Source organism: Legionella navarrensis, from assembly GCF_052527415.1.
Genome location: NZ_JBNVZR010000023.1, coordinates 14419 through 41238 on the forward strand (window position 1 = coordinate 14419; position 26820 = coordinate 41238).

Below are 26820 nucleotides of genomic sequence, written 5' to 3' on the forward strand. Positions count from 1 at the left end.
GGATAGATCATGCCCGTTTACGAACTTAACATGGATGGCCTGGTGGGGCCTACCCACCATTACGCCGGTCTGGCGGCTGGAAATCTGGCGTCCATGGCCAACGCTCAGCGCGCAGCCAATCCGCAGGCTGCCGCCAGACAGGGTCTGGCTAAAATGCGCCAACTGCATCACATGGGTCTGAAACAGGCTGTATTGCCCCCGCATCAACGACCTAACCTGCACCTGCTGCATCAACTGGGATTTACTGGGACCGTGGCAGCACAGCTCAACAAGGCCAGCCGCGAAGCACCTGAACTGCTCAGCGCCTGTTACTCGGCATCCAGCATGTGGACGGCCAATGCCGCCACCGTTTCTGCAAGCCTCGACTGCCCCGATCAACGTGTTCATTTTACCGCAGCTAACCTGGTGAGTAATTTACACCGTCATCAGGAAGCCGGGTTTTCCCGATACCTGCTGCAACGCGTGTTTCATGACAGCCGCCATTTTCAGCATCACGAGATACTGCCTGCCAGCGCGGTCACTGGTGATGAAGGTGCCGCCAATCACAGCCGGCTCTGCGCACGCCACGATGCCCCCGGCATACATTTGTATGTGTACGGCAAACAGGGTCTGCATTCCGGCGGTCCGGCACCCATAAAGCACCCGGCCAGGCAAACGCTGGAGGCATCACAGGCAATCGCCCGTCAGCATGGCCTGGCCAGACATCAGTGGGTTGCCGCCTGTCAAAATCCGCAGGCAATTGATCAGGGCGTGTTTCACAACGACGTAATAGCGGTGGCCAACGAATACGTGTTACTCGCTCATGAACAGGCCTTCGTTAATCAAAAGCAGGTATTGGATGAGTTGCAGAAAAAGGCTGATTTCCAGATAGCCTTTCTTGAGGTTAAGAGCGATGAACTGAGCATCGCGGACGCAGTATCCACCTATTTGTTTAACTCGCAGCTGCTGACCCTGACGGATGGCAGGATGGCGCTGGTAGCACCATCTGAATGTGAGCAGCACATGGGCGTACAGGCCGTTCTGAAACGTCTGCTCAGCGACTCAGAGAATCCAGTTTCACAGATCCACTATTTCGATTTAAAACAAAGCATGCGCAACGGCGGCGGCCCGGCCTGTCTGCGTTTGCGCGTACCCTTGAATACTCAGGAGCTGGCGGCCATGCATTCAGGTGTGCTGGTTGATGATGCCCTGCTGGATCAATTGGATGCCTGGGTGTTAAAACATTACCGCACGGAGCTAAAGGCTCAGGATTTGGCCGATCCGTTGCTGGTCGACGAGGTGTTTCGCGCACTGGATGAATTGTCCACACTCCTTAATCTGGGTGCGCTCTACCCCTTTCAACAGGAAAAGACGTCGGCATGATGTTCCAGACGCTTGGCGGGCGTTGTATTCACCGCAGCGCCAGCGGTATTCGTGTCATGGACAATGGTATTTATCGCTGGATGATGTTTGAAAGCGATGCCATTCAGAGTCTGCTGTACAAAGCGTCTCCTCAACGCAGGGGTCTGAAATACATCACGGCACTCACCTTTATGGCCAGGGCCCAGCCAGGAGCGGTATGCATGCTGGGTCTGGGTGGGGCTGGAGCGGCACACGCACTCAGCCCTTATCTGCAGGGTCATCCAATCATGGCTGTGGAATTATCGGCAGATGTCATTGAGACGGCTCAGCAGTATTTCATGACCGATCGCATTAACAATCTGAGCATTCTTCAGTCGGAGGCTGCGCAGTATATTGCCGGCAGCAACGAGCATTTCCAGCATATTCTGGTTGACTTATATGACGCACATCAATTTCCTGACAGCTGTAATCAACCTGAGTTTTTCGCTCAGTGCCAGGCGCGGCTGACAGACAATGGCGTACTGGCCGTTAATCTGGCCAATCGCCGTGATCATCGCCGGGTATTTGATCTGATGACGACACAGTTTCAGGGAAGAACCGTGGTTTTTCCGGTAAGTGGTCGAGAAAATCTGGTGATCGCGGCCTGTAATGCCCCCACCCTGCAAAACTATCTTGATTTGTTTACAGACAGCAGACAGGTTAAGTCCCTGCATTGGGATCCGGACTGGGCCTGTATTGCAGAATTACGGTTTTAGAAATCCCGGCACAATTCGAGGTTGAATCAGGAGTAGTCATGTGTCCAGGGCAGTCTCATCTTAATTTGAACTGAAGTTAATCCGTTGGCACAATCTGCTTCCTTCTCCCTTGAGGGAGAAGGGAAGATTTTGGTATGCCTGCAGACGACTGCTCCTGCCAGGATTTAAACACGCTCCAGGAGGCCCTGCCTGTCATAGGTTGTCGTCTTATCATCGGCATCGTAATGATTCATCAGGCCAGAAAAGATATCCTTAATGAAGTCCATATTAGCGGTTACCAGCTGGCGATTCACATTAAGCAATTGGCTGTAAGCATCCAGTTCGTTGTGCATGACAGCCAGGAGATAGTCCAGTTCAGCTGATTGCGATGTGCGATTGCGGGTGTATTGAAGTAATTGCTCATACAGATTACCCTGACTCAGGGTCAAGTCAGGAATGGTGTTGAATTCAGTCAGAATTTCAATGAGCCGTTCATTCGCCTCATTTTTACTGATGTTATTTTTTTCAATAGACGACAGATCATTTTCGCGAAAATAGTCGAGGTCTTTTTGTAATAAAGCAGTTAAATGGCGTGTCTGTTGAATAAAGCGCTCAATCAGCTCCAGCAGTTTTACATCATCACTCATAATCAAAGACCATGATATTATCAACCAGCAAATCAACATCAGCGATGTAGGTGTCCTGACGAATATCCTGCTTCAACGCATCCAGACGCACAGAATGATGAACAGCCTCCTCACGGCTGTTGCGAACGATAGACAGTAAATCAACCAGCTGATCACCAAAGCGTGTATCAGGCTGAGTATGTCCTGCTGATTTATGGGTCGCCAGACCGTCTATCGGATTATTCTTATGGCGGATGAAACCGATACCGGTTTTGTCTACATCAATGGGCTTCACGGTAACTTTCCTTTTTTTCTTCTTCTTAAATAAGATATCGGGGAAATTTAAAAAACATTAAATTTAAATCAGGTTCATCTCGTCTATCAGCTTATTAAATTTTTTGCTTTCGTAGATTTCCATCACTTTATCAGAGTAGCGGTGGTCGGTCGCGTAAGAAGCGTCCTGAAGCGAATGGATGAATTTCTCAGCATCCGGAGCATTTTTCAGCGCTTCGCTGTAACGACTGTTCTGCTGTAAAAACCGCGTGTAATCAACAAAACTGGCCTGAAAGGAATCATAGGATCGGAATCGCGCATTTTCCTTAACCAGAACCCCATCCTGCTCCTCTACCGTGTTCACGCTCGCACTGTCTTTAGCCCAGGAGCTGCCGGCCTTAATGTTAAATAAGTTATGCGTTGACTGACCGTCCTGCTGCGAAATGATTTTCTTTCCCCAGCTGGTTTCGAGTGCGGCCTGGGCAAGCAGTATTTTCGGATCGGCGCCAATCAACTGTGCCGCTTCCCTGGCATGGCCCCACAGCCCCTTCACAAAATCGGCCGCCGTGTCGAAGGTTGGCGTAGCCTGCGCGACGGTTTTTGCGGCAACGCTCGATGCCTGTACAGCCGTTGATGCCACACGTGACGCCGAGTTGAGCAGAGTTGATACCGACGTTTTGGGTGTCGGTGACACACCTGTGGTGCGGTCAATATAATTTTCAATGGTCTTTGCCAGCCCCAGATCAGCCTTCGACATCACCATCGATAACTGCTTATCCAGCAAATCGCCATATAACTCAGACTGATCGCTGGACATCAAGCCACTGCTGCAGGCTTTGTTGGCCTCGCGCATGCTCTTCAACAGTGTTTGAATCAGCAGTGATTCAAATTGCTGTGCCGCTTCTTTTTTGACTCCCTGCGCATTATTTTTGTATTCATACCGCAACGACGCAAGTCCCTGCACATTGGTATAAACGCCTGAATCGTATAATGCTTTGTTGCTTACTGGCATAATCAGTCCTTAAATCACTTCCAAATCGGCATGCAGAGCACCCGCCTGTTTCATGGCTTCGAGGATAGCAATCAAATCCCCAGGCGCTACCCCAACACGGTTGATGGCATCAACCAGCTCTTTCAATGAAGTACCTGGCGAGAACACAAAGGCGCGCAGATTCTGTTGCTGTACATTTACGTCAGAATCATTGCCCTGAACCGTACGGCCACGCGAAAAGGCATTGGGCTGGCTGACGTAGGGATTTTCCTTGACCGATACCGACAGGTTACCATGGGCTACCGCAATCGGCGATATAGTCACATCCTGTCCTACCACAATAGTACCTGAGCGCGAATTGACTACAACCCGTGCAGCAGCCTCGCCAGGATTAACCTTGAGATTCTGCAGATCAGAGATGAACTGAACGTAGGAATTTTTGTCCATGTAATTGTCTTTGGTCAAACCGCGTTTGAGGCGGACGGCGACCGCGCCGGCATCCACAGGCTGCGCTGCCGAATAGCCGAGCTCACGATTAATGGTTTCGGTGATTCTCTGCGCGGTAGTAAAGTCGGGCTCGGACAGTTCAAAGGTGATAAAGCCGTCCTGAATATAGGGCATGGGAACTGCGCGCTCGATGGTGGCGCCGTTGGCGATACGGCCGGTTCCGGTTGAGTTAACCGATACTTTGGATCCATCGCTGCCACGTGCTCCAAAACCAGAAACCACCACGTTGCCCTGCGCCATGGCATAAACCTGATTATCAGCACCTCTGAGCGGCACCATCAGCAGATTTCCACCGCGCAGACTGGGGGCATTTCCAAGGGATGATATCGTGACATCTATTTTTTGACCAATACGGGAAAATGGCGGCAGGGTAGCGCTGACAGCAACCGCTGCCACGTTTCGTAACTGCACATTACGCCCTTCCGGCAAACGGATACCAAACTGCTGCAGCATGTTACGAAAGGTCTGATCGGTAAACGGCGCCTGAGCGGAACGGTCACCCGTTCCGTCCAGTCCTACTACCAGACCATACCCAATCAACTGATTATCACGTACCCCGCCAAGGGTGGTGATGTCTTTGATACGGGCGGCCTGCGCAACTGATAACGACAACACAACAATCTGTATCCAAATTATAAAACGCATGTCACATCCTGAATAATAATATCTCCAGCCTTACTGCAGAGTCGAATAGAGCCTGTGCAGAGTTTCCTGGATTTTAAGATAGCTTTGCTGAGTCAATTCCAGGGACGTCATTTTCTGAACCAGTTCCGGCATGACTTCTTCCATCGGTGCATTGGATAGTCTGTCGAGCATGTACTCCTGATCCTTAATTCGATTCTCGGTCATAACCTTTTGATCATCAATAGTTTTACCACGATTTCCCACTTCGGTAAAATACTGAAGTATATGATTAAAGGCCTGAGTAAACGATGTACCCTGCTCACCCAGCACCTGATGGAGATCAGCGCGGTCTTTATCCGTGTTTACGGGGGTCGACAGGATCTTAATCACCTCGTCCAGCGTATCAAACAGGTTCTGTGATCTGCTTTGCTCGACGTAAAAAGTATCCCCAACGTTCGGCTGACCTGTTATCTGAAACGACATGCCATTAAAAATGATATTACCGCCATCAACGTAAGCCGGTGCATCCGCTGGTGATACGGCTGGCAGCGCCGGAATCACCTGTCCGCTGGTGGCGCCTGTCAGCTGATAAGCCAGCTGGCCGGAACCGTTGGTAACAAAGGTGACCGTGTAATCATCCTTAACCATGGAGAGACTGTTGATCTGGTTAATGGGGCTGGCTACTCCATTGCCGGTGTTGTTGGTACGATCGGAACTGACTGTGAAGTAGCCGTTGCCGGTCTTGATATCACCAAATACACGATAGCCTGAGTCATTGAAAGGAATGCTTGTGTTGCTGTCGAGGGCGATACGGATTGACTCGGCACCGCCCTGATAATGGTAGCCGCTGTTGTCCCTGATAAAGGGGGCAACACGGACATTCATGCCTGAAAAAATATACTCACCATTATCGTCCTGAGTATTGGCAAAGCCCAGCAGGGTTTCCGCGTAGCCTTTCAGCTCCTCGGCAATACTGGCCCGGTTTGCATTACTCAGTGTGTCGCTTTGAGCGGCGAGGATCAAATCCTTGATCTTGCCAATCAGATCCGTACTTTGGTCGAGTGTGGTATTCAGCAGCGATACGCGACTCGTGGCCAGAGTATTGTTCAGGCTGTAGCCTTTGCTTGTCTGCATGGCATTAGTCAATGTTCGAATTTTGCCAGCCAGCATTGGATCCTCGGAGGAGCGCTGGATTTTTTTGCCCGTTGTTCCCTGCCTTTTCAAGCGCTCGACGTCATCAAACTGCTGCGACAGAGACTGTATCTGAGTCTTGAACTGATTGACCGTAGGTAATCGCATGCCTATCTCCTTGAAAGTCCAATAATGGTTTCAAATACTTTCTGGCCCGCTTCAATAATCTGAGCACTGGCCTCCATCGATTCCTGAAAGCGTGTCAGGTTCATGAACTCTTCCAGCTCACTTACACCGGAAATCTGATCCCGTCGGGCATCGGCCTGGATTTTGATCGTGTTATTGGTTGAGGCCTGACGTTCAGCAACGGCGGTTTTTCTGGAAATGTCATCACTCAGGCTCTGATAGGCCTGAGCAAAGGTCAGGGTTCCTTTTTCAAGAACAGGTGTCTGATATAATTGAGCCAGAAGCAGACCATTACGGTTATCACCAGCGCCATCGGAATTGTACTCAATATAAAATTCATCCCCAACGCTCATGTTGCCTGATAAATTAACGCGGTAACCCGGATCAATACCGCCGCCCGTGGGAAATACATCGGTGCCCGCGACCGGGTCGTAGCTGATGTTATCTTCCAGTATGCTGTTATCGTTAGCATTAACCAATCGATAGGTAACGGTAGAGGTGAACTCAACACGAATAGGTGGATTCAGGTACCCAGACATAATAAACGCCGGGTTGCGCGTGTCAGTAACCGCCGTCAGACTTATGGTACCCTCGCCGCTGTTGCTTTGTGATGCTGAGGTTGCAACCGGCATGGCCAGAGCCAGTTTACTGGCGTTGGTCATTTCCACGGATATTTCGCTGGCAGCGTAGCGTGTTGGCGCCAGGGTAAACTTATCACCGGCAACAAAGCTGCCACTGTCTATTTTTAAGACAAAACCATCCAGCGCCATGCTGGCTGGGAACGAAGTAATGCTACTGTCGCCAATCACCTGGTGATCCGATTTACGAATGACCTGGTAGTGAGTGGGGCTGTCAAAGGTTACCTCATAGTCGCTTCCGGTTAACTGGGTGGCGTCATCAATTTGAATGGATAAAACGCCGCTGCCAATATTACCGGTGTTATTGATCACACGATGCCTCATGGCGTCGGACTGGTTAATGTCGGTGAAAATATTACCGCCAAGGTTACCATTTAAATCCATGCCCAGCGCATTTTGTGCATTGAGCTTTTGAGCCAGAACAATAGCCAGACGACCCAGTGCGTTTCTTGATTCCTCAAGGGCTGCACTCTGGTATTGCATCAGGCCACCCAGCTCGCCGGAATTGATGAGTCTGGTTACGGTGATACGGGAGCCATTATTCAGTACCGCCAGCTCGAGCCTGGAGGGATCGTCTGCGGCGGGATATGTTACCATCCTCGATACGTCCGAACCGAGGACCAGAGGCGTACCGTTACTGAGCTCAATAGTGACGGCTCCGTTGTCGTCGGCACTGCTTTCAAATGAAAGGTATTGAGACAGCGAGGACAATATCTCATCGCGCTGGTCGAGCAGGTCAGCCCGTTCGCCGTCGGCTGCCATGGGCAGAAGACTGTTCATCCGTGCCAGGCTTTCTGTCAGATTGTTGACCATATCAACATTTGCCTGAATAGAGGTATTGAGACCTTTTTGCTGCAGCGCAATGTTGTTGTCGATGGCATTGAATCGGGCGGCAATGTTTTGCATCTGATAAAGATAGGTGTCGCGTGTCTGCGCCGATCCGGGATTCGTATTGATCACGTTCAGGGCGGTCAATGAGTCATTGATGTACGTGGAGATACTGTAGCTGTTTTCATCAAACAGCACTTCAAAATCCTTGAGATTCTGCAGATAGACGTCGGACTTTGCCTTACTGCTGTTGCTCAGCTGCACGTTTCTGTTGGCAGAATCATCAAATACGCGGCGAGTGTCAGCCACACTGACACCATTACCAAACATGCCGTTGAACGCCTCAGAAAAAATCACATCGCGACGGCTGTACGAAGCCACATCCTTGTTGGTGATGTTTTTTCCAGTTATCGACATGGCATATTGATAGGCCATGAGGCTGTGTACGCCAATATCCATTAGTGATCTCATCTGTTCTCCTTAACATTTCTGAGCGTCAATACGGTGCAAATCTATTAAACAATTTCGTCATCAGACCGCCACGTGTGGCATAACCGGCCTGCCCTCTTGCGCCATAGCGGATTTGTGCCGCCGCAACACGCTGTGAGGATACAATGTTATTAGGGCCAATATCTTCCGGCCGTACAATACCGGTCAATTGAATAAACTCCTGCCCCTGATTGATGGTTACCCAGGACTCTCCCTGAACCACCATATTACTGTTTGGCAACATACGCACAACGGTTACAGATATCGTTCCACGTAAGCGGTTACTCTGATCACTGTTACCCATACTGTCAAATTTTTGTTCTGTATTTGTATCCACTTCCAGCGCAGGTACTGATTTACCGAACAAAATCGGAACAGGATAATTCAATATGGCTTTTTTATCCGTTCTCGTTCTGGCACGGTATTCACCTTGTGTTGCTTCTTCAAGGCGAATCGTTAAAACATCTCCTACGCGTCGCGCTATTCGATCTTCATACAACAATACTTCGAAACCCGGCTGATATATCGTGCCCCTCACCTTTGGCGGAGGCGGAACGTCCAGAGGCATGACCGGCGGAAGATACACGTCCTGGTTAAAACAGCCACTTAAGGCGACAACGGCACCTGTCGCAAGCAAACGAACCGCTTTTTTAATCCACATTAATTCTAGTATCCCGGCTTATGTTCGCTCAGTTATGGTTTGCAGCATTTTATCAATCGCTGATACCGCTTTGGACGTCACTTCAAACGTACGCTGCGCTTCGATCAGATTAACCATTTCCTCAACTACGTTAACATTAGACGATTCCAGCTGCCCCTGTTTAATGAGACCGAATCCATTATCCGTGGGCTGCCCATTAACAGCGTTACCACTTGCTATGGTTTCCTTGTACAAATTACCACCGATTGGCAAGAGCCCGTCTGGATTCACAAAATCACTCAACTCAATACGACCAATTTCCTCGGCATTGGTATTGCCAGGAATAACCACCGACACAATACCGTCCTCGCTGATCTGGATTCTCTGCGTATTTTCTGGAAGCGTGATGGGAGGATCAATAACGTAACCATTGGGCATGGTAATCTGCCCCTGTTCGTTAACGCGCAGAGAGCCAGCACGTGTATAGGCGAGGTCAGGCTGATTGGGAATCTGGACGCGCATGAATCCTTTTCCGACGATAGCCAGATCCATCGCGTTATCTGTCTGAATCTGTGCACCTTCGGTAAAGATTTTCTTGTTGTCTGCCAGCTTAACCCCGGTTCCCATGACAACACCAGCCGGTGCGTTTGTTATTTCCGTGGTATTAGAACCAGGTTGCTTAATGATAGCATAGGCCAAATCCTCAAACTCAGGGCGATTCTTTTTAAATGCCGTGGTGCTCGCATTGGCAAGATTATTACTGATAATGCCCATATGCTGATGCTGCGCTTTTAAGCCTGACTCGGCTACCCGTAAAGCTGGATCCATGCTGTTACACTCCTTTTATCAATCAATATGATGTCAATATCTCTACTTTATAACTATTCACTCACTTCCAGCAACTGATTTGACTTCATTGAGTTTTCTTCAATGGAGCGCATCAGTTTGGCATGCATCTCAAATTGACGTGAAATATCAATAATTTCAGTCAGGGACTTTACCGGATCGACGTTGCTTCCTTCCAGTGCACCCGACACGATCCTGACCTTATCCGAAGCTAAGGCAACGCCTTCGTCGCTGAGATAAAACAAGCCATCTTCGCCCTTGTGCAATTGATCCAGAGCCGGTTCAACCAGCTTGATGGGACCGATTTCGGTTTGTTCCCGTTCGCTCTGCCCACGCAACTGAGCGGTCACCATGCCGCGTTCGCCAATATGAATCCGGGTAGCCGGCGGTATACTGATAACGCCTCTGCTTCCAAGAACCATATCACCGCGCTGGGTCATTAAAAGCCCCTGAGGTGACAGGCGCAGATTTCCCGCCCGGGTATAGGCTTCCTTACCTTCTTTGGTCTGAACGGCTATAAAGCCGGGGCCACTGAGGGCAATGTCCAGAGGAGAGCCGGTTTCCATGATAGGACCCGCCTTAAAATCAGAATAGGTTCGATTGGACGCGCTGTAAACACGCGCCTGCATCTTGTCTGAACTGGTAGGAAACGATTTGATCGTTTCATAGTCCGCACGAAAGCCAACGGTGTTGGCATTGGCCAGATTGTTGGAAATAATCTGTAGAGCGCGCATTGATTGCTTTGCACCGCTCATGCCTACGAATAATGCTGTATCAACCATAAATCAAATCCTGAAAGTGTTAGCACAATAAAGGTTGGGCCCTGGCTTAATGATGCGTTCCTAAAGATAAAAAACCTCAGTTAAGCATCGTAAGACCAAGGCACAACCGACTGCGAAAATCAGATATTTTCGATAGTCTGCAGTACCTGATTATACGTCTGAACCACTTGCGCATTCGCCTGAAAATCGTGCTGAGCACCCATCAGACTCACAAGCTCTGTGGTCAGGTCAACATTCGAATATTCCAGTTTGTTGGTACCAATCGCACCCATGCTGGTCGCAGGATCAACGAATGGGTCTCCGGATTCGTTGGTAGCAAGCCAGGACATGTTTTCGGTACGGCTGAGTCCCTGTGGCGCTCTGAACTGTGCAACAGCAATCTGCCCCTGAACCTGTTTTTGATCATTACTGTAATAGACGTTTATCTTGCCATCGCCATCAATCAGGTAACCGGTAGGTACACCGGCGGCATAGCCATCCTGATCAGCACTGTATTTTTTCGATTCGCCAGAAAACTGCGTGGAGTCTGTCAGTGATATAGCGAGGGGCTGGGGTGTCGCAGCACCGCCGGTGGGCGTCCAGGACAAGGTATCCAGGCCATTGACGGTGTCGAGAGCACCACTGCTCTGGAAGGTGACGGTACCGGATCCGATGGATTGAGTATCCATCATAACCTGAGCTGTCCAGCTGTTATCAGCCGTTTTGACATAATAAACCGACATGGGATAAGACTGACCAAGGCTGTCAAATATCCTCGTATCGGTACGGAAATTGTAAGTGGTAGTATCGGTCGCATCGAAAGCCGCTGTCTTCACATCCGAACTGGCATCCAGATTCAGTACCAATTGCGCATTGGTCGTGGCTTTGGCTGGCAGCGCATTTTGTGTGATCTGCAGATCGTTTAAAACGCCAGCCGAAACAATTGAACCGTTAACCGCTGGATAGCCCTGCAGACGACCCGTATTGCCGACCAGATAACCTTCTTTATCCAGAGATAACTGACCATTTCGTGTATAGACAGCCTGGCCAGACTTGTTTTTCTGAACAAAAAAGCCATCATTACCGAGACACAAATCCAGACCGTTGTCAGTAGATTCAATTCGTCCCATGGAGAAGTTCTGTCGGATTGCCTGTGTCTGCACACCAAAGCCTACCTGCTGTTTGCTGGCAAAGCTGCTGGCATAAACGTCCGCGAAGTTGATTTGTGATTTTTTGAATCCAATCGTGTTTACGTTAGCAATATTATTACTGATGTTTTCCATGTTTGTCATGGCGGCTTTGATGCCAGTATTGGCAATATTTCCCATACCCATTAGTCTATCTCCTTATATTCAATCACGTTTGTATTGTTACGAGAGTATTTTGACGAGATCTTTCATATTGACGCCGCCAATACCATCAAGATTTAAAATCACTCCTTCACCGTCACGACCCAGCGCCACGCTGTTCACGTTAAAGGTACCTGCCGTTGGCATTCCTACGGTTTCTCCATTAATCACTGCGCTGGCCGACATCTTGTAGAGACCCGGTGCGGAAGGATTATTATTGGTATCAAGGCCATTCCAGCTGAAATCGATAATTCCGGCATTCGCAGCCCCCAGCTCAATCACTTTTACAACCCTGTCGTTCATGTCCGAGATAGTTACAGTCAGCTTGTCAACATCTCTGGGCAGTGCCACGGAGCCCTGCAAATCCTTGCCTTCGGCAAGAGGGCTTGATTGATGGGCAACCTGTACTTTTTTACCGACCAGCTGCGATGCAGCGAGAACCTGACTGGCGCCCAGATTGGTGTTCAATGATTTAACGGCAGACTCCATATCATGAGACGCACTCAGATTGGTCAGCTGTGCCATCTGCTGCATCATGGTGTTGCTGTCAAATGGATTTTGTGGTGTCTGCAGCTTCATTTGCGTCATCAACAGTTTAATAAAGTCATCCTGAGTCAACTGCGTGCCCCGGGGTGCCGTTGTAGCGTTGTTGCTGTTACCAATGCTGCCAGCCAGTTCATTTACCAACATAATATCCCTCTTTATTCTCAGGTGTTCATGGCACGAATCGTTTTTAACAACAGACTTTTCGTGGTGTTCATTACTTCAACGTCTGCGGAGTATTCCTTCGACGCCGCGATCATATCCGTCATTTCCGCGATAGGATCCACATCCGTCATATACACACGACCGTTCTGGTCAGCCAGAGGATTATCGGGATCATAATGCCAGCTTAATGGTTTATCACTGGTCATGATATCTGAAACCCGCACACCGCCAATTTGCTGGTCGCCTGTCGCGAGCCCGGCAATCTGATGCTGTATGGTCTGAAAAACCGGGTGCTTGCTGTGATAGGTATTGGCTTCGCTGTTACCCATGCTGCCCGCGTTGGCCAGGTTACTGGCCGTAGTATTCATGCGAATGCTTTCAGCGCTCAACGCGCTGGCCATGACATTCATAATTCCGTCTAATCGATACACTATCTTATTCCCCTCTGATAGCCTGCATCAAATTACCCATGGTATTTTGAGCAAAGGTGAGTCCGGCCTGATAATTGATGGCGTTTTGTATGAAGTTTTTTCGTTCCAGCTCATCGTCAACCGTGTTTTCATCCGTACTTAACTGCATGGGAACGCGATACAACAGCTTATGGCCATTGGCGGTATTCAGATTATTGAGATGCCGGGCGTCCGTTGTCTGCAATGCGCCGACACTGACCTCCTTCATGGCATCCTGAAAATCAAAGTCTCGCGACTTGTAATTTGGGGTACTGGAGTTGGCAATATTGCCAGCCAGCAAAGCCGCTCTATCCTCGCAAAGCTTTAACGCCCGTTGTTCCAATCCAAAAACACTGCCAATCATCTACAACCTCCCTGATGTTTTTTTACTGCCTCAATGACTTATGCAATTCCTGTGCCAGGTTTTCAGGCATAGGTATCAACCATTGCATTTGATCGTCGCGGATTTTGCCGTGGCTCCTGCCGTTCCGGCGTTTCCTGACGGTAAGCGCTGTGTCGCGCGTCGTCCTGTCTTTTTTGCGCATCGCCCTGGTGGCTCGAGCTGGCATGCTCCTGCACCTGGACGTCACCCAGCTGAATATTCATTGTCTGAAACGAATCGCGCAGCGATTGCAAATGCGATTCAACAAACTGTCGAACCTGAGCCGTTTCGGTAGACAGCCTTAATTCGGTCGTGCCATTGTTAACCTGAATATCGGCTGTGATATGCCCCAAATCAGCGGGATGAAGGCTTATCCGGGCGTGATAGCCGTCCACGCTGAGTGAGCGGGCCAGGCTGCCGGGATTGTATTTAAAAGATGCCGGTGCCTGACTGCCGTCTAATGGCTGATCGAGCCCGGCCCGAAAATCCACCGGGGTTTTCAGGTTATTTTGTCCGGCCAGCTCCAGTTTTTTATTAAAAAAATCGGCGACATTGCTGACCATCGTATCGACAGCCGGCAAGGATTCAGGCGGATGGTGCTCGAATGACGACTTATTAATTGTTTGAACCCCGTTTAAGTCATCTCCTGATTTATTCAAGGCATTGACGGCGCTGTCCTGCTGGCGTGCGCTGTTAACCGCCTCGTGGATCCATTGCGTTAATCCGGCAGGCGGCAGTGAAAAATCCTCTGCCTGCACGGTTAGAGGGACGGGCTCTCTGTCCTGACTGAGGCGATGGAGTGGCTGATGCTGAATAGCCGTGGGCACGGGCTGTTCCAACTGAGGGGCCAGGATAGTCGGAGTTCTGTCCTGAGCCACACGAAGCGTGTCCTGATGCTGAACAGCCAGCGAGACGGGAATGCGCAGATTTTCATGCTGGGCAACGGACTGAACCGGCTGTTTCTGAATTGGTCTCGGCTGCGTGAGTTCTTTCGCAAAATCCGGCACAGGAGAAACCGTTTCCTGTGGCTGAAGAGCAACGGGGGCTGCGGGCTCAGATTCTATGCCCGAGAACCTGATGCTCTCATCCTGCACCAAAGAGAGATGCTCCATGGGTTGAACAGTGACGGGCAGCGAGCTGCCAGAGAATTGGATGCCCTCGTCCTGTGTCAGGGAAGGACGTTCCGTGGGTTGAGCAGCAACGGGTGCCAAGCGTTCGTTCCGGACCAGAGGAAGACTCTCCTCGGATTGCGCTGCAACGAATACCGCACGCCCGCTGTCGTTGTCCGTAAACCTGATGCGTTCGCTCTGAGCCGAAGAAAGACGTTCTTCGGGGGAAACGGGAACCGAAGCGGTGCCTGCAAGGTCACTGCTGCTAAACCTGATACCCTCTACCTGGGTCAGAGGACGGCGCTCCATGGATTGATCTGGAATGGGTGCCGCGGGTTCGCTGCTATTGTCAGCCATTCTGATGCGCTCGTTCTGAGTCAGAGCAAGACGTACATCGGGTTGAACAGGAACAGATACCGCACGTTCACGGCTATTGTCAGCCAGACTGATACGAACATTCTGAGCCAGATCAGGATTTTCCTCGGGTTGAACCGCAACGGATGCCATGCGCCCACGGTCTGTGTCAGCCAGCCTGACACTTTCTTCCCGAACCAAAGGAACAGGCTCCATGGGCTGAACGTCAGCGGATAGCGCACGCTCACCTTGATTGTTGATAAGTCTGATACCTTCGTCCTGAACCAGCGAAAGACTCGCCAGGATCGGGACAGGACCGGGATTCAGGCCTTCGCTGAGGCTGTCCTGACTATTTGTACTGTCTTTCTGAGCCGGCTCCGCAAGCCCGCGAGTCTGACCCGTTGTTTCTGCGCTAAACGTCGGGACGGGATTCGACTCCGCCATTTCGTCGCCCGGCTCAGCCGACGTTCCCGATTGCAGCGCCAGCATGGTATTGACGTAACACAGTGACATATCAGGGGCAGGGCTCGTCACAGGCTGATCGAGCGCGCTCCTGTCATCATATTCCTGTTCCACCGGTTTTTCATTTACTAACACATCACGAAAAACAAGTAACGGCGTGTCATTAACCACAGTCTGAGTGGTCAACACAGCCAGACTATCCAGCATCCCTGTCTCTATTTTCATACCGCTCCGTAGCTGAGTAAATCCTATACCATCGTCTTCACAGCAAAATACGTGCCAACATCTTACGATGAACCAACCAGATTAAGGAAGTCTTCTTCTGATAAAATACTCACGCCCAGCTGCATGGCCTTATCCAGCTTGGATCCTGCCTCTGCTCCGGCGAGAAGATAATCTGTTTTGGCGGACACGCTGCCGGTCACTTTGGCGCCGGCCGCCTCCAGGCGCTGCTTCGCCTCATCACGCGCCATGGATGCAAGCGTACCGGTGATGACCACCGTTTTACCAAACAGCGGATGCTGTTCATCCAGCACCTTTCGTTCCTCCACGGGCCAATGAATACCATAGGCCAGAAGCTTGTCCACAATTTCCAGGTTGTGTGCCTGCGCAAAAAAATGGACGACGTAGGAGGCGCCAACCGGTCCTATGTCTTTCAGAGCCATTAACTCCTCCAGCGAGGCGTTTTTCAGTGCGCTGATGTCTCTGAATTCCGTTGCCAGAACGCCCGCGCTCACCTCACCAATTTCACGAATACCGAGGGCATATAAAAATCGTTTAAAGGTGGTCTGTTTACTCTGCTCCAGCGCCTGGATCAGATTTTCTGCCGATTTCAGCCCCATGCGCGGCAAGTCAGCCAGGCTCTGTACGGTCTGATTATATAAATCAGATACGTCTCGAATCCGCTTATTTTCAACCAGCGAATCGATAATCCCCTGCCCCAGTCCATCAATCGCCATGGCTTTGCGCGAGGCGAAATGCCAGATCATTCGCTTTAACTGAGCCGCACAAAACAGGCCTCCGGTACACCGTGCCACGGCCTCGGCTTCCGTTCGCACCACGTCAGCGCCGCACACAGGACAATGAACGGGCAGGACGACAGGATGCGCATCGGCGGGTCGTTTATCGAGGATAACCGACACCACTTCCGGGATCACATCCCCCGCCCGCCGAATGATGACCGTATCGCCAATTAAAATCCCTTTACGCTCGATTTCATCCATATTATGCAGCGTTGCATTGCTGACGGTCACACCGGCTACTGAAACAGGCTTCAGACGGGCAACCGGTGTAATGGCGCCCGTGCGTCCAACCTGAAAATCAACAGCCAGAACCTGGGTCATTTCCTCGCTGGCCGGAAACTTGTGCGCGCAGGCAAAACGCGGAGCCCGGGCCACATAACCGAGGATATCCTGTAAACGAAGGCTGTCCAGCTTGTACACAACCCCGTCGATTTCATAAGGCAGGCGGCTGCGTTTTTCCAGCATGCTCTCGTAATATTCAAGGCATCCGGCCAGCCCCCTGACCTGTCTGCTTTCAGCCGACACTCGAAATCCCCACGCCTGCAACAGCTGCAATTGTTCATAATGACTGTCAGGCAGACTATCGCCTTCGTAAGCGCCAATGCCATAACAATAAATAGCCAGCGGGCGCGTCGCCGTAATCTGAGGGTTCAGCTGACGCAGACTGCCGGCGGCGGCGTTCCTGGGATTGGCGAACAATTTGTCACCGTTCTGCCGGGCGCGCTCATTGAATGCTTCAAAGCCAGCCTTGGGCATATACACTTCACCGCGTACTTCAACCAGTTCCGGTGCCTTGTCGGTCAGTAATTTCAAGGGAACCGATGCAATGGTCCTGATGTTGGCGCTGATGTTCTCACCTGTTGTGCCATCGCCACGTGTGGCGGCGTGTTTCAGGATGCCGTTTTCATAGGTCAGGTTCACGGCCAGACCATCCAGCTTGGGTTCACAGGTGAATAACAAGCCGTCTTCTCTGGACTCAATCTTATCCGCCACGCGTTTGATAAACGCCTGCAGCTCTTCCGTTGAAAACACATTATTCAAGGACAGCATCGCCTGCCTGTGCTGCACGGGCTCAAAGGCACCCGCCGGCTGTCCACCGACGCGTTGCGTTGGTGAATCCTCCGTCACGAAGTCAGGGTGCTGCCGTTCCAGATCCTGCAATTGTCTAAACAGACGATCGTATTCCGCATCCGGGATCAACAGCTCATCAAGCACGTAATAATAATAATCGTACATCCGGATTTTCTGCCGCAGTTCCTCAATTTTTGTCAGCGCATCTTCCACAGTCATAACACCCTGTTTCATCAATAAAGGAAAAAGTGTACCACTGGTCTTGCCATAGCAGAACAGCCAATTTCCACTTGATGAATCAATTCGGAATATGTTATAGATATCAGCCTCTTCAACAGGACAAGGCTTCAGGGAAATGAACCTGCTTCGTTTGACAGTCTGTTTTATATCCTTTTTTTTCAATACCTTAATCTGGGCAAATACGGCGCCTGTCAATCTGGGTATCGCTTTTATACATGGCACGAATGATCATCGTGAGGATGCCGATGGGGGCTACTGGAAACGTGACTTTCTCGACATGATGAGCAGCATCCTTCCAGACATTGATAACCACCTGGTCGTTGCCTGCGATTTTCGTCACAGCATGTGGAGCGAGGAGGCTTCTGGCTGTGTCGCGGATCAGCTGCTGGCATTCATTGAAAAGAAAAAAATCAACCGCCTTGTGGTGTATACCCATTCCAATGGCGGTAACGTGATTCGCTGGATTTTATCCAACCCAACATTCGATCCGCGCTTTGCCAGCCTTCGTGAGAACATTGCCGAGGTGATTGCTCTTGCACCATCCAGTGGCGGTACGCCCCTGGCCGATGAGGTAATTGATGGCAGCATCTTCTCCGAATCACTGGCCTGGCTGGTTGGTTATCGTAATGATTCTGTCAGGCAGCAGCGCGTTGGGGACATGGCCGTGTATAACCAGGAAGTGTTGTTCGGCAGCCCGGGCCGCCCTACTCTGCCGGTGCCTTTCCGCATCGTGGTTGGCAGTGACGTTATTTCGTCTCCCTTTTCCGGAGCGAGCTATTGCAACGGCTACACATTAAACGTCGGTCTGAAGCTGACCCGACTTTATCTTGAAGACTGCTCAGACGGATTTCTTAATTGCAGCTCACAACGCGCAGCAGGACGTCTGTGGTTTGTGGATGTGGATAAAACAGATGATCAAACGCCGCTCAGTCACAGCCAGAGCCGACACAGCTGTTTTGGCCTGGAAAGAATTCTGCGTCAGGATCTCTTGAAACAAGGAGCGTCACAATGAAACCTGTTTATCTATTCTTAGCCGCCTCGCTGAGCACGCAGGCACAGGCGATGACCTTACCGGACAGCCCGGTTCACCCCTACGAATGCCAGGCCTGTGAGTCTTTATCGCATGATCCCCTGTCTTCAAGCTGGCGAATTCAAGGCGATTCTGTGGCACAAACCATAAAACCTCAGGTGCGTGAAAGCCGTAAATATCGTATCGTCACCACGCTTGCTCAGTTGCGCCAGGGCATTGCCCTGCCCACCCGTGCGGCCGGCGCAGTCATCAGCATCAGCCCATTGAGCAATACGGAGGCACAGAGCAGACCTGACTTCCGTATTCAAAAGAATCAGAGCCAATATTCCATTAAGGAGGCAGCATCGGACCTGGCGCTGCAACAGGCACTGGCCGACTCAGAATTTACCAGCCAGAATCTGGCCCTGTTTCAGCTGAAACCTGAACTGGGAGCCGGCCGATTCCTTCTTACGGCACAACAACCCGATGGTAAGCCCGACGATCGCTACGTCGTTCAGGTGCTGGATCAGGGGTCCGATACCTATCTGCAGGTAACAACGGATAAATCCCACTACCAGTATGGCGAAGAGCTGACTATCACGTTTCGCCTTCACGACTCGGCCTACGGATATCCCATCGATGAAATAACCGCGACACTGATTGGCCCGGATGGCGATACTCTGCCATTAACGCTGAAAAGGGAGCGATGGGATACCTACGTTGCCCATACTCAAATCAAAAATGAAAAAAACCCGGCCGGCAAGAACTGGTATATTGAAGCCGATGTGTCGACCATGCTCGCTGACAGCGAAGTACTCCGCCATGTTCACAGTGCCATTTCCTATTCCATCCCCTCCGCCGCTATTACCGAGATTAATACACAGAAAAACAGCAGCCAGCATTTCACTGCGACCATTAACGTGGCCACGGCCAGCCGTTATTCGCTGCAGGCCGTCTTTCTGGCCACAAATAAGCACGGGAAACGCGAAGCGGTTGAAACGGTGCATTCTGCGGCCTGGTTAAATCCCGGCAAATCTCAAATCAGCTTTTCCCTCTCCCCAGAGATTGCAAATAGCTATAAGCCCCCTTATTATCTGGCATCCATCACACTCGTCGATTACGGACAGATAAAGCCGGTATATGAATACAACATGCCGACGGATATCAGCAAAATAAGGTAAGCATGCCTGTTATATTACTTGAAATGTCTCTGTTACAGGGCGTGGCCTGCGGGCTCGCCCTGTTGTTTATGGTGGTCGGCCTCCTGTTTATTCGTCAGGGACGCCTGCAGGATCAGAATGAAAAAAATCAGCAATACCTGACAGGCGAACTGCATCGTGTACAACGCGAATTGAATGAAAGCTTTCAAAACAGCCAGTTACGCATTCATGAACAGATTTCTCAGGGGCAGATGAACAGTCAGGTGATGATTGGCAAGACGGTACAGCAACACATGACCGATGTGCGCGAACAGATGAGTCACAGCTTTGCCCAGCACTCCGGCTCACTGACCTCGCACCTGCAGACTCTGACTGAAGAAATACGCAATCATCTGCACAGCCTGACGCAACAGGTTAATCATAAGCTGACGGAAGGATTTGAAAAAACATCGGCGACCTTTACCGACGTGGTAGTACGTCTGACCATGATTGACGAAGCACAGAAAAAAATTAACGAGCTGTCTACGCACGTGGTCAGTCTGCAGGACATCCTGGTCGACAAACAGGCGCGCGGTGCCTTCGGTGAGGTGCAGCTGACCAGCCTGATTGCCAACCTCATCCCCAGTTCTCATTACAGCCTGCAGCACACCCTCAGCAATCAAAAACGTGCGGACTGCGTGCTGCTCCTGCCGGAACCAACAGGTAACATCGTAATCGATGCGAAGTTTCCTCTGGAAACCTATCAAAAACTGATGGGCTGTAACAAAGACGCTCCCATGGAAAAGAAAGCCCTGCAGCAGCAGTTCCGTCAGGACGTGCAAAAGCACATCAAGGACATTGCTGAAAAATACATTATTCCTAACGAAACCACGGATGGTGCCGTGATGTTTATCCCGGCGGAATCCATCTTTGCCGAAATTCACGCCAATTATCCAGAATTGATTGCTCTGTCCCAACGATTGAGAGTCTGGATTGTCTCACCCAGCACCCTGATGGCGGTTCTCACCACCGCGCGCGCTGTACTCAAGGATGATGCCACCCGTAAGCAGGTTCATATCATTCAAAAGCACCTGCATTCTCTGGCTGATGACTTTCAACGCTTTGACAAGCGAATGGAAAAATTATCCAGACACATTGATATGGCGCATCAGGATGTGAGCGAAGTGAGCACCTCGGCTAAAAAAATCTCGCAGCGTTTTCAAAAAATTGAATCGGTTGATTTGTTGATTGAGGAAAGTATGGATAATTAGTCTGAAAACCGTTATTCTGAAAAAAATGTCTCTGCTATCATGCTATTATCATCTGGATAAATACACCATGTCCCTACTGACCCGACTGCTGATATCCTGCCTGCTCCTGCTCACGTTCAGCCTCGTGCATGCCAGCAACTGCGGCTCCTGCGTCAAGGAAAACAATTGCCCGCAAACCTGCGATCGCTGTTGTGGCGGCATGGGTGGCGTTCAATACTGCGATTCATCGGCGGGACGCCTGGTGTGTAAAAACGGTGCGTATTCCTCGTGTTACTGCGATCGCCATGCGGTGATGGACATGGATCATGTTCAGGGCTGCTGCGTATGGCAGGGTGGTGTGCTTGATATTGATTCGTCTACCGGCATGGTCATATGCAACAACGGCGGCATATCTGAAATCTGCAGCACTCAGGATCGCCCGCAATCCGTTGCATCGTTTTAATAATATGGACAAATTATGGCATAATACGCATAATCGCACACTTTTACTACGAATCCGCCCATGACAGAACCTCTGATTGACATACGGCACGTTAACAAGTCGTATGGCAGCGCTTTAATTCTTGATAACCTTTCCCTGTCCATCTACGATGGCGAATTTCTGACGCTGCTGGGGCCATCAGGCTGTGGTAAAACGACCCTGCTGCGTTTGATTTCCGGTTTTGAACAACCCGACGAAGGCGACATTTTTATTGGTGGCGAGCGCGTCAACGATCTGCCTCCTCAACGTCGCGACGTACACACGGTTTTTCAAAGCTATGCTCTGTTCCCGCATCTGTCTGTGTTCGAAAACGTAGCTTTCGCTCTGCGTTGCAGACAGGTTGCGAACGATGAAATCCGCGAGCGCGTTATGGAAGCGCTGTCGCTGGTTCAACTGGACGCACTCGCCATGCGTAACATCCAGCAGCTCAGTGGCGGCCAGCAGCAACGTGTGGCCATTGCCCGTGCCATTATAAACAGGCCCAGGGTGCTGCTGCTCGACGAACCGCTCAGTTCTCTTGATTACAGTTTACGTAAAACCATGCAGTCCGAACTGAAACAGTTGCAGAAAACACTGAAAATGACCTTTGTATTCGTCACGCATGATCAGGAAGAAGCCCTGTCCATGTCCGATCGTATTGTGATACTCAAGCAGGGTAAAATTGCACAGATTGGAACACCCAGAGCCGTATACGAAACACCTGTCAATCGCTACGTAGCGAGTTTCATAGGCGAAGCCAACATATTCGATGTCTGCGTTGAGCACATCGAGGGTTCCATTCTGCAGACGAAGGTTGAAAACGTATCCCTGACCTGCCAGAACACTGGTGACTTCAAAGTCGCTGACAAGCTGCATTTAATTGTCCGGCCCGAAGACATACGCGTCTGGAGCATCACTGAAATTGAGGATTCGAACGGCATGTTGCCGGGACGTATCGAAGATATTGTCTACAAGGGTTCAACCGTTGATCTCAAGGTGAGGCTCGCATCCGGAAAAATCATCAGCGCATCGGAATTTTTTGATGAGGACGATGACAAGCTGGAATATTCGGTTAACGAAACGGTATGGGTTCAATGGCTGCCGGGCTGGGAGGTGCTGCTGGCCTATGAAGACTAAATCCTACGCCTTGTTTGTCCTGTACTTCTGGCTACTGCTGTTCAGCCTGCTGCCGTTATGCATGGTCATAGGCGTCAGCCTGTTATCAAAAGACAGCACCAGTCTTGTGGCCCTGCCGCTGACCCTGACAAACTACATGGCCCTTTTTACGCCCGTTTTTGCCAAAATTCTACTGCGTTCGCTGTTGATAGCTCTGCTCACTACGGTTCTGTGTCTGCTCATTGCCTATCCCTTCAGCTACTTTATGATCAAATCGCGTCATCGGTCGCTGCTGCTGGTCTTGATTATTATTCCGTTCTGGACCAGTTCGCTGATACGAACCTACGCGCTCATCGCAATTTTAAAATACAAGGGTCTGCTGAATGCACTGTTGCTTAAATGGCATCTGATTGACGCCCCTCTCTCCCTGCTTTACAGCAATTTTGCTGTCATCACGGGTCTTGTTTACAATTTGTTCCCTTTCATGGTGTTGCCCATTGTGACCAACATGGAGCGCTTTGATTTTCGACTGATTGAGGCAGCCAGAGATCTGGGCGCCAACCGCTGGGCAATATTCACCCGCGTGTTTCTCCCCAATACCGCCGTGGGCGTTATTTCAGGCTGTATTCTCGTTTTTCTGCCCGCCATGACCTTGTTTTATATTCCCAATGTGCTGGGTGGTGCGCGTTCGATTCTGCTGGGTAATCTGATTCAAAATCAATTCCTTGTACTCGAAGACTGGCCGCAGGGTGCTGCGACCAGCACCGTACTCACCGCTATTCTGCTGGTATTGCTGATTTGCTATCGGCGACAGAACAAGGCGAGTCTGTCATGAAAAAAAACGGACAACGCCTGTTTGTTGGGATGGTGCTGGCTCTGCTCTACGCACCCATTCTGATTCTGCTGCTCTACTCGGTTAACCAGGCCAGATTTTCCCTGCTGTGGCAGGGTTTCTCCACGCGCTGGTACGCCGAGCTGTTTCAGGACAGAGCCTTATGGGAAGCCTTTTTCAACTCGGTCAGTCTGGGGCTTTGCTCTGCCGTGATTGCCACCCTGATGGGGCTGCTCACCTGTGTAAACCTGTTTTTGCTGCGCCGGAAAAAACAATCGCTGTATATGCTTTTGCTGGTGCTTGTCATTATTCCCGATTTGGTTTTGGGTGTGGCTTTGTTGATTTTCTTTAATATCTGCCAGATTCCACTGGGTTTTTTCAGCCTGCTGATTGCGCATATTACCTTTTGCATTCCATTCGTGGTATTGACCATAAACGCCAGAATAACGACCCTGGATCCTAATCTGTATTTCAGCGCTCTGGATTTGGGGGCCAGCCGCTACCTGGCTTTGAAACGTATTTTGTTGCCGTTGCTCTGGCCTGCGGTACTGAGTGCGTTCCTGCTCAGTTTTACCATGTCCTTTGATGACGTCATTATCAGTTATTTTGTTGCCGGTCCGGATTTCACCATTTTACCGCTGGCCATTTATTCTCTGGTACGCGCAGGCGTTACCCCGGAACTTAACGCACTGTGCTCGATTACCTTTGGTTTATCTATGGTGATGGTGATTATTTCTCATCGCCTGTCAAGGAAAACACCATGATAAAACGTTTGGCCCTGCTGGCCGGATTACTCTCTTCATTAAGCCTCTCGGCAACTCCCGTGGTCAATGTCTATACCTGGGGCGGTGAAATTCCCAAACAGGTGATTCAGGCCTTTGAGGCCGAAACCGGAATACACGTCAACTTTTCAACCTATGACAGCAACGAAACCATGTTCGCCAAATTAAAGGCGAGCAGCCGTCCGATTTATGATGTCATTGTTCCCTCAGGCTATTTTGTGGAGCGGATGAGAAAACAGAATATGCTGGAAAAGATTGATGCGCAGGCGTTACCAGAGCTGGTCAATCTGGCAGGCGCTTTTCAAAGCAGTGATTTCGATCCTGGCAATCAATACAGCATTCCCATTATCTGGGGGACCACTGGCCTGTTTTACAATCAAAACAACGTCAGGAACCCGCCCAGCACATGGAGTGGCTTTTGGAACAGCCGCTGGAAAAACCAGTTGATGCTGCTGGATGATTCTCGCGAAATATTCGCCATGGCGCTGTTAAGTCTGGGTCTTGACCCAAACGATACGAACCCGGACCACATCAGGCAGGCCTATGAGCATTTATTAAAACTGGTTCCTAACATTAAATTATTTGCCAGCGAGAGCGTTCAGGCAATCATGATCGACGAAGATGCGTCTATTGGCACTGCCTGGAGTGGTGACGCGATAAAAGCTCAGGCAGAAAATAAGGATATCCGTTTTATTTTCCCTAAAGAAGGCTTCGTGATCTGGGTCGATTGCCTGGCCATACCCAAAAATCCGCCGCATCGCAGAGAAGCTCTTCGCTTTATTAATTTTATCCTGAAGCCACAAAGCAGTGCGACCATCGCTCTTGTAGAAGGTCACGCCATTACTAATGCCAAAGGCATCGAATTACTGCCCGATGCCATCAAACATGACACAACCGTGTATCCGCCAGCTGAGGTACTGCAACGAGGCCATTTTCAGCGTGACGTAGGCGAAGATACGCTGATGCTATATAACCGGTACTGGGAGCAGTTCAAGCTGGCAATGTAGCCCGTATCAGCGATAGCGTAATACGGGTTCAAAACGATATCACATGCTGCCAGCCCCTTGTGCTGGTCTTTGAGAGTCGAGGTCATTGGATAGATCAGAATCCGGGGCCGCATCCTTATTTTTTTCCCCATGCAATCTATCCTTGAAACGGCTTGTCGGGTTACGTTTGGCCAATTCTGCTGTAATTTTATCGAGGCCTGTTTTAAGATTCCCGTCTTCCGGATTTTTATTCAGATCGGCCTGCACCTGCTGCTGGATCTGTTGTAGACTGCCTTGATAAAGTGTGCCGTTCCCACAGGAAAAAAAATTATCCCCGGTAGGTTTGCCATCGGGGCCCAGTTCAATAGCCAAAAATTTACGTGGTGGCGTTGCTGTTGCCTGCTCTTTGAGAAAACTAATCGCGGCTTCACGGGTTGGAAAGACGAGGCAATTATTCTCTGCAGGCTCACCATAAAGCTTTTTATAGTCTTCAACCATTAACTCCCAGTCTGATGACCAGGCAGAGTCTGCTGCTTTAATCCTGATTGACTGCAGTTGTGTGTCCTGCGTATTCTCTTCGTCTTCTGTTCCAACCAAATCAAGGGAGGCAGGTGAAGAGGGTGAAGCAGCCTGCATAAGAAATGCGCGTTCTTCTTCCTGACGTTGTTTCTCAAGGGCCTCTTTTTCGAGGCGATCTTTTTCCTGACGTTTTTTTAAATCGTTTTGATCGATCGACATCTCATGACCTCACTAAAAATTAAAACCAATTAGAAGATATCACAGCAAAAGGCTTACAATTTTTCATTCAGAAATTCTTTACATTTTTTTGACGCTTGTCAGCCCAGATACCTTCCATTATAGTGTACCCTGATTTTTTCACTCAAGGAGCAACACCAATGAATAGATTCAAACACCTGACCGCCGCATTGACAATCTGTCTGGGCAGTTCTGCCGCAATGGCCTCACCACAATACCTGATTACTCATAACCTGACCGACGTCGAATCCAATGCATTCGTTGCCGGTATGGCCTCCCCTTCTCCATCCAAACCTAACTCAACCAATATGGTATCCTGGTTCATCGTCAACATGGCCTGTTATGGACACACGGTTGAAGGGAAATGTCCTGCCATCATTAAAATGGCCACCGATACATCCTCTCCCATTGAGCTGGGCACGGTTTATCTGAACGTAGAAAGTGGTGAAATCACCCCTTCCAGACTGTCTGCCAACGGTTACACTATCACCGTTAACGCACCTGGCGAAACCACGATTACGAAAGACTAATATTCTTGATGTGACGTAGGTTGGGCCTTGGCCCAACAATTCGCTGGATGCCAATACCATGTTGGGCCAAGGCCCAACCTACACCTATCAATATTCAATCCTGGTGTAGGGTGGGGGGCAAAGGAGCGCGGAATGATTTAAAAGCTTCCAATGCAGATGCTCTTGATGTGACGTAGGT

Annotated in this window: 27 protein-coding genes; 11 read left to right on the top strand and 16 right to left on the bottom strand. The window is 50.2% G+C overall.

Translation table 11 applies throughout. The features are described 5' to 3' along the window. Window positions 1–9: 9 nt before the first annotated feature. Window positions 10–1362: an N-succinylarginine dihydrolase gene (astB, locus tag ACQUTA_RS11615; RefSeq protein ID WP_444988420.1), complete on the top strand. Its 1353-nt coding sequence runs from the start codon at window positions 10–12 to the stop codon at window positions 1360–1362. Beyond that, the gene (locus tag ACQUTA_RS11620; RefSeq protein ID WP_444988421.1) at window positions 1359–2096 is read left to right on the top strand and encodes a spermidine synthase; all 738 of its coding nucleotides are present in this window, start codon (window positions 1359–1361) and stop codon (window positions 2094–2096) included. The genes astB and ACQUTA_RS11620 overlap by 4 nt, the downstream gene beginning before the upstream one ends. 164 nt (window positions 2097–2260) lie before the next feature. On the opposite strand, the gene ACQUTA_RS11625 is transcribed toward ACQUTA_RS11620, so the two are convergent. The 15 genes from ACQUTA_RS11625 to ligA form a co-directional block, all read right to left on the bottom strand. Beyond that, window positions 2261–2722 (bottom strand): hypothetical protein, encoded by a 462-nt coding sequence (locus ACQUTA_RS11625; protein ID WP_444988422.1) that lies wholly within the window; start codon window positions 2720–2722, stop codon window positions 2261–2263. After that, window positions 2715–2996: a hypothetical protein gene (locus ACQUTA_RS11630; protein ID WP_444988423.1), complete on the bottom strand. Its 282-nt coding sequence runs from the start codon at window positions 2994–2996 to the stop codon at window positions 2715–2717. The genes ACQUTA_RS11625 and ACQUTA_RS11630 overlap by 8 nt, the downstream gene beginning before the upstream one ends. A 63-nt stretch (window positions 2997–3059) precedes the next feature. Next, on the bottom strand, window positions 3060–3986 hold the full coding sequence (flgJ, locus tag ACQUTA_RS11635) for a flagellar assembly peptidoglycan hydrolase FlgJ (RefSeq protein WP_444988424.1): 927 nt from the start codon (window positions 3984–3986) through the stop codon (window positions 3060–3062). 9 nt (window positions 3987–3995) lie between these two features. Next, window positions 3996–5117: a flagellar basal body P-ring protein FlgI gene (locus ACQUTA_RS11640; RefSeq protein ID WP_444988425.1), complete on the bottom strand. Its 1122-nt coding sequence runs from the start codon at window positions 5115–5117 to the stop codon at window positions 3996–3998. Window positions 5118–5147: 30 nt separating this feature from the next. Next, on the bottom strand, window positions 5148–6395 hold the full coding sequence (flgL, locus tag ACQUTA_RS11645) for a flagellar hook-associated protein FlgL (RefSeq protein ID WP_444988426.1): 1248 nt from the start codon (window positions 6393–6395) through the stop codon (window positions 5148–5150). Between the two features lie 2 nt (window positions 6396–6397). Beyond that, the gene (flgK, locus tag ACQUTA_RS11650) at window positions 6398–8350 is read right to left on the bottom strand and encodes a flagellar hook-associated protein FlgK (protein ID WP_444988427.1); all 1953 of its coding nucleotides are present in this window, start codon (window positions 8348–8350) and stop codon (window positions 6398–6400) included. A gap of 25 nt (window positions 8351–8375) precedes the next feature. Further along, entirely contained in the window at window positions 8376–9029 is a 654-nt protein-coding gene (locus ACQUTA_RS11655) for a flagellar basal body L-ring protein FlgH (RefSeq protein ID WP_444988428.1), read from the bottom strand. A gap of 18 nt (window positions 9030–9047) precedes the next feature. Beyond that, window positions 9048–9836 carry a flagellar basal-body rod protein FlgG gene (flgG, locus tag ACQUTA_RS11660; RefSeq protein ID WP_444988429.1) on the bottom strand — a complete coding sequence of 263 codons (789 nt, stop codon included), beginning with the start codon at window positions 9834–9836 and terminating at the stop codon, window positions 9048–9050. Window positions 9837–9889: 53 nt separating this feature from the next. Continuing rightward, window positions 9890–10636 carry a flagellar basal-body rod protein FlgF gene (gene flgF / locus ACQUTA_RS11665; RefSeq protein ID WP_444988430.1) on the bottom strand — a complete coding sequence of 249 codons (747 nt, stop codon included), beginning with the start codon at window positions 10634–10636 and terminating at the stop codon, window positions 9890–9892. Between the two features lie 119 nt (window positions 10637–10755). Beyond that, window positions 10756–11949, bottom strand: a complete 1194-nt coding sequence (locus ACQUTA_RS11670) for a flagellar hook protein FlgE (protein ID WP_444988431.1) — start codon at window positions 11947–11949, stop codon at window positions 10756–10758. Between the two features lie 36 nt (window positions 11950–11985). Beyond that, a complete protein-coding gene (locus ACQUTA_RS11675) occupies window positions 11986–12654 on the bottom strand; it encodes a FlgD immunoglobulin-like domain containing protein (RefSeq protein WP_444988432.1) in 669 nt (222 codons plus the stop codon). Between the two features lie 17 nt (window positions 12655–12671). Then, window positions 12672–13103: a flagellar basal body rod protein FlgC gene (gene flgC / locus ACQUTA_RS11680; protein ID WP_444988433.1), complete on the bottom strand. Its 432-nt coding sequence runs from the start codon at window positions 13101–13103 to the stop codon at window positions 12672–12674. 4 nt (window positions 13104–13107) lie between these two features. Then, window positions 13108–13485, bottom strand: a complete 378-nt coding sequence (flgB, locus tag ACQUTA_RS11685; protein ID WP_444988434.1) for a flagellar basal body rod protein FlgB — start codon at window positions 13483–13485, stop codon at window positions 13108–13110. A gap of 62 nt (window positions 13486–13547) precedes the next feature. Beyond that, window positions 13548–15653 carry a flagellar hook-length control protein FliK gene (locus tag ACQUTA_RS11690; protein WP_444988435.1) on the bottom strand — a complete coding sequence of 702 codons (2106 nt, stop codon included), beginning with the start codon at window positions 15651–15653 and terminating at the stop codon, window positions 13548–13550. A gap of 62 nt (window positions 15654–15715) precedes the next feature. Beyond that, window positions 15716–17740, bottom strand: a complete 2025-nt coding sequence (gene ligA, locus ACQUTA_RS11695; RefSeq protein WP_444988436.1) for an NAD-dependent DNA ligase LigA — start codon at window positions 17738–17740, stop codon at window positions 15716–15718. Window positions 17741–17876: 136 nt separating this feature from the next. Between ligA and ACQUTA_RS11700 the strand changes: the two genes are divergently transcribed. The 8 genes from ACQUTA_RS11700 (at window position 17877) to ACQUTA_RS11735 (ending at window position 25377) form a co-directional block, all read left to right on the top strand. After that, window positions 17877–18773, top strand: coding sequence for a hypothetical protein (locus ACQUTA_RS11700; protein WP_444988437.1), 897 nt, complete (start codon window positions 17877–17879; stop codon window positions 18771–18773). Then, complete coding sequence (locus tag ACQUTA_RS11705; RefSeq protein ID WP_444988438.1) at window positions 18770–19951, top strand: DUF4785 domain-containing protein; 1182 nt, start codon at window positions 18770–18772, stop codon at window positions 19949–19951. Before ACQUTA_RS11700 ends, ACQUTA_RS11705 begins: the two co-directional genes overlap by 4 nt. Window positions 19952–19953: 2 nt before the next feature. Beyond that, window positions 19954–21180, top strand: coding sequence for a DNA recombination protein RmuC (locus tag ACQUTA_RS11710; RefSeq protein ID WP_444988439.1), 1227 nt, complete (start codon window positions 19954–19956; stop codon window positions 21178–21180). Window positions 21181–21247: 67 nt separating this feature from the next. Continuing rightward, window positions 21248–21622: a neurogenic locus notch gene (locus ACQUTA_RS11715; protein ID WP_444988440.1), complete on the top strand. Its 375-nt coding sequence runs from the start codon at window positions 21248–21250 to the stop codon at window positions 21620–21622. 60 nt (window positions 21623–21682) lie between these two features. Continuing rightward, window positions 21683–22777, top strand: coding sequence for a spermidine/putrescine ABC transporter ATP-binding protein PotA (gene potA, locus ACQUTA_RS11720; RefSeq protein WP_444988441.1), 1095 nt, complete (start codon window positions 21683–21685; stop codon window positions 22775–22777). Beyond that, a complete protein-coding gene (locus ACQUTA_RS11725; RefSeq protein ID WP_444988442.1) occupies window positions 22767–23591 on the top strand; it encodes an ABC transporter permease in 825 nt (274 codons plus the stop codon). The genes potA and ACQUTA_RS11725 overlap by 11 nt, the downstream gene beginning before the upstream one ends. Then, a complete protein-coding gene (locus ACQUTA_RS11730) occupies window positions 23588–24352 on the top strand; it encodes an ABC transporter permease subunit (protein WP_444988443.1) in 765 nt (254 codons plus the stop codon). The genes ACQUTA_RS11725 and ACQUTA_RS11730 overlap by 4 nt, the downstream gene beginning before the upstream one ends. Beyond that, window positions 24349–25377 carry an ABC transporter substrate-binding protein gene (locus ACQUTA_RS11735; RefSeq protein ID WP_444988444.1) on the top strand — a complete coding sequence of 343 codons (1029 nt, stop codon included), beginning with the start codon at window positions 24349–24351 and terminating at the stop codon, window positions 25375–25377. The genes ACQUTA_RS11730 and ACQUTA_RS11735 overlap by 4 nt, the downstream gene beginning before the upstream one ends. 39 nt (window positions 25378–25416) lie before the next feature. On the opposite strand, the gene ACQUTA_RS11740 is transcribed toward ACQUTA_RS11735, so the two are convergent. Further along, a complete protein-coding gene (locus ACQUTA_RS11740) occupies window positions 25417–26094 on the bottom strand; it encodes a hypothetical protein (protein ID WP_444988445.1) in 678 nt (225 codons plus the stop codon). 158 nt (window positions 26095–26252) lie between these two features. Between ACQUTA_RS11740 and ACQUTA_RS11745 the strand changes: the two genes are divergently transcribed. Then, the gene (locus ACQUTA_RS11745) at window positions 26253–26642 is read left to right on the top strand and encodes a hypothetical protein (protein ID WP_444988446.1); all 390 of its coding nucleotides are present in this window, start codon (window positions 26253–26255) and stop codon (window positions 26640–26642) included. Window positions 26643–26820 lie beyond the last annotated feature (178 nt).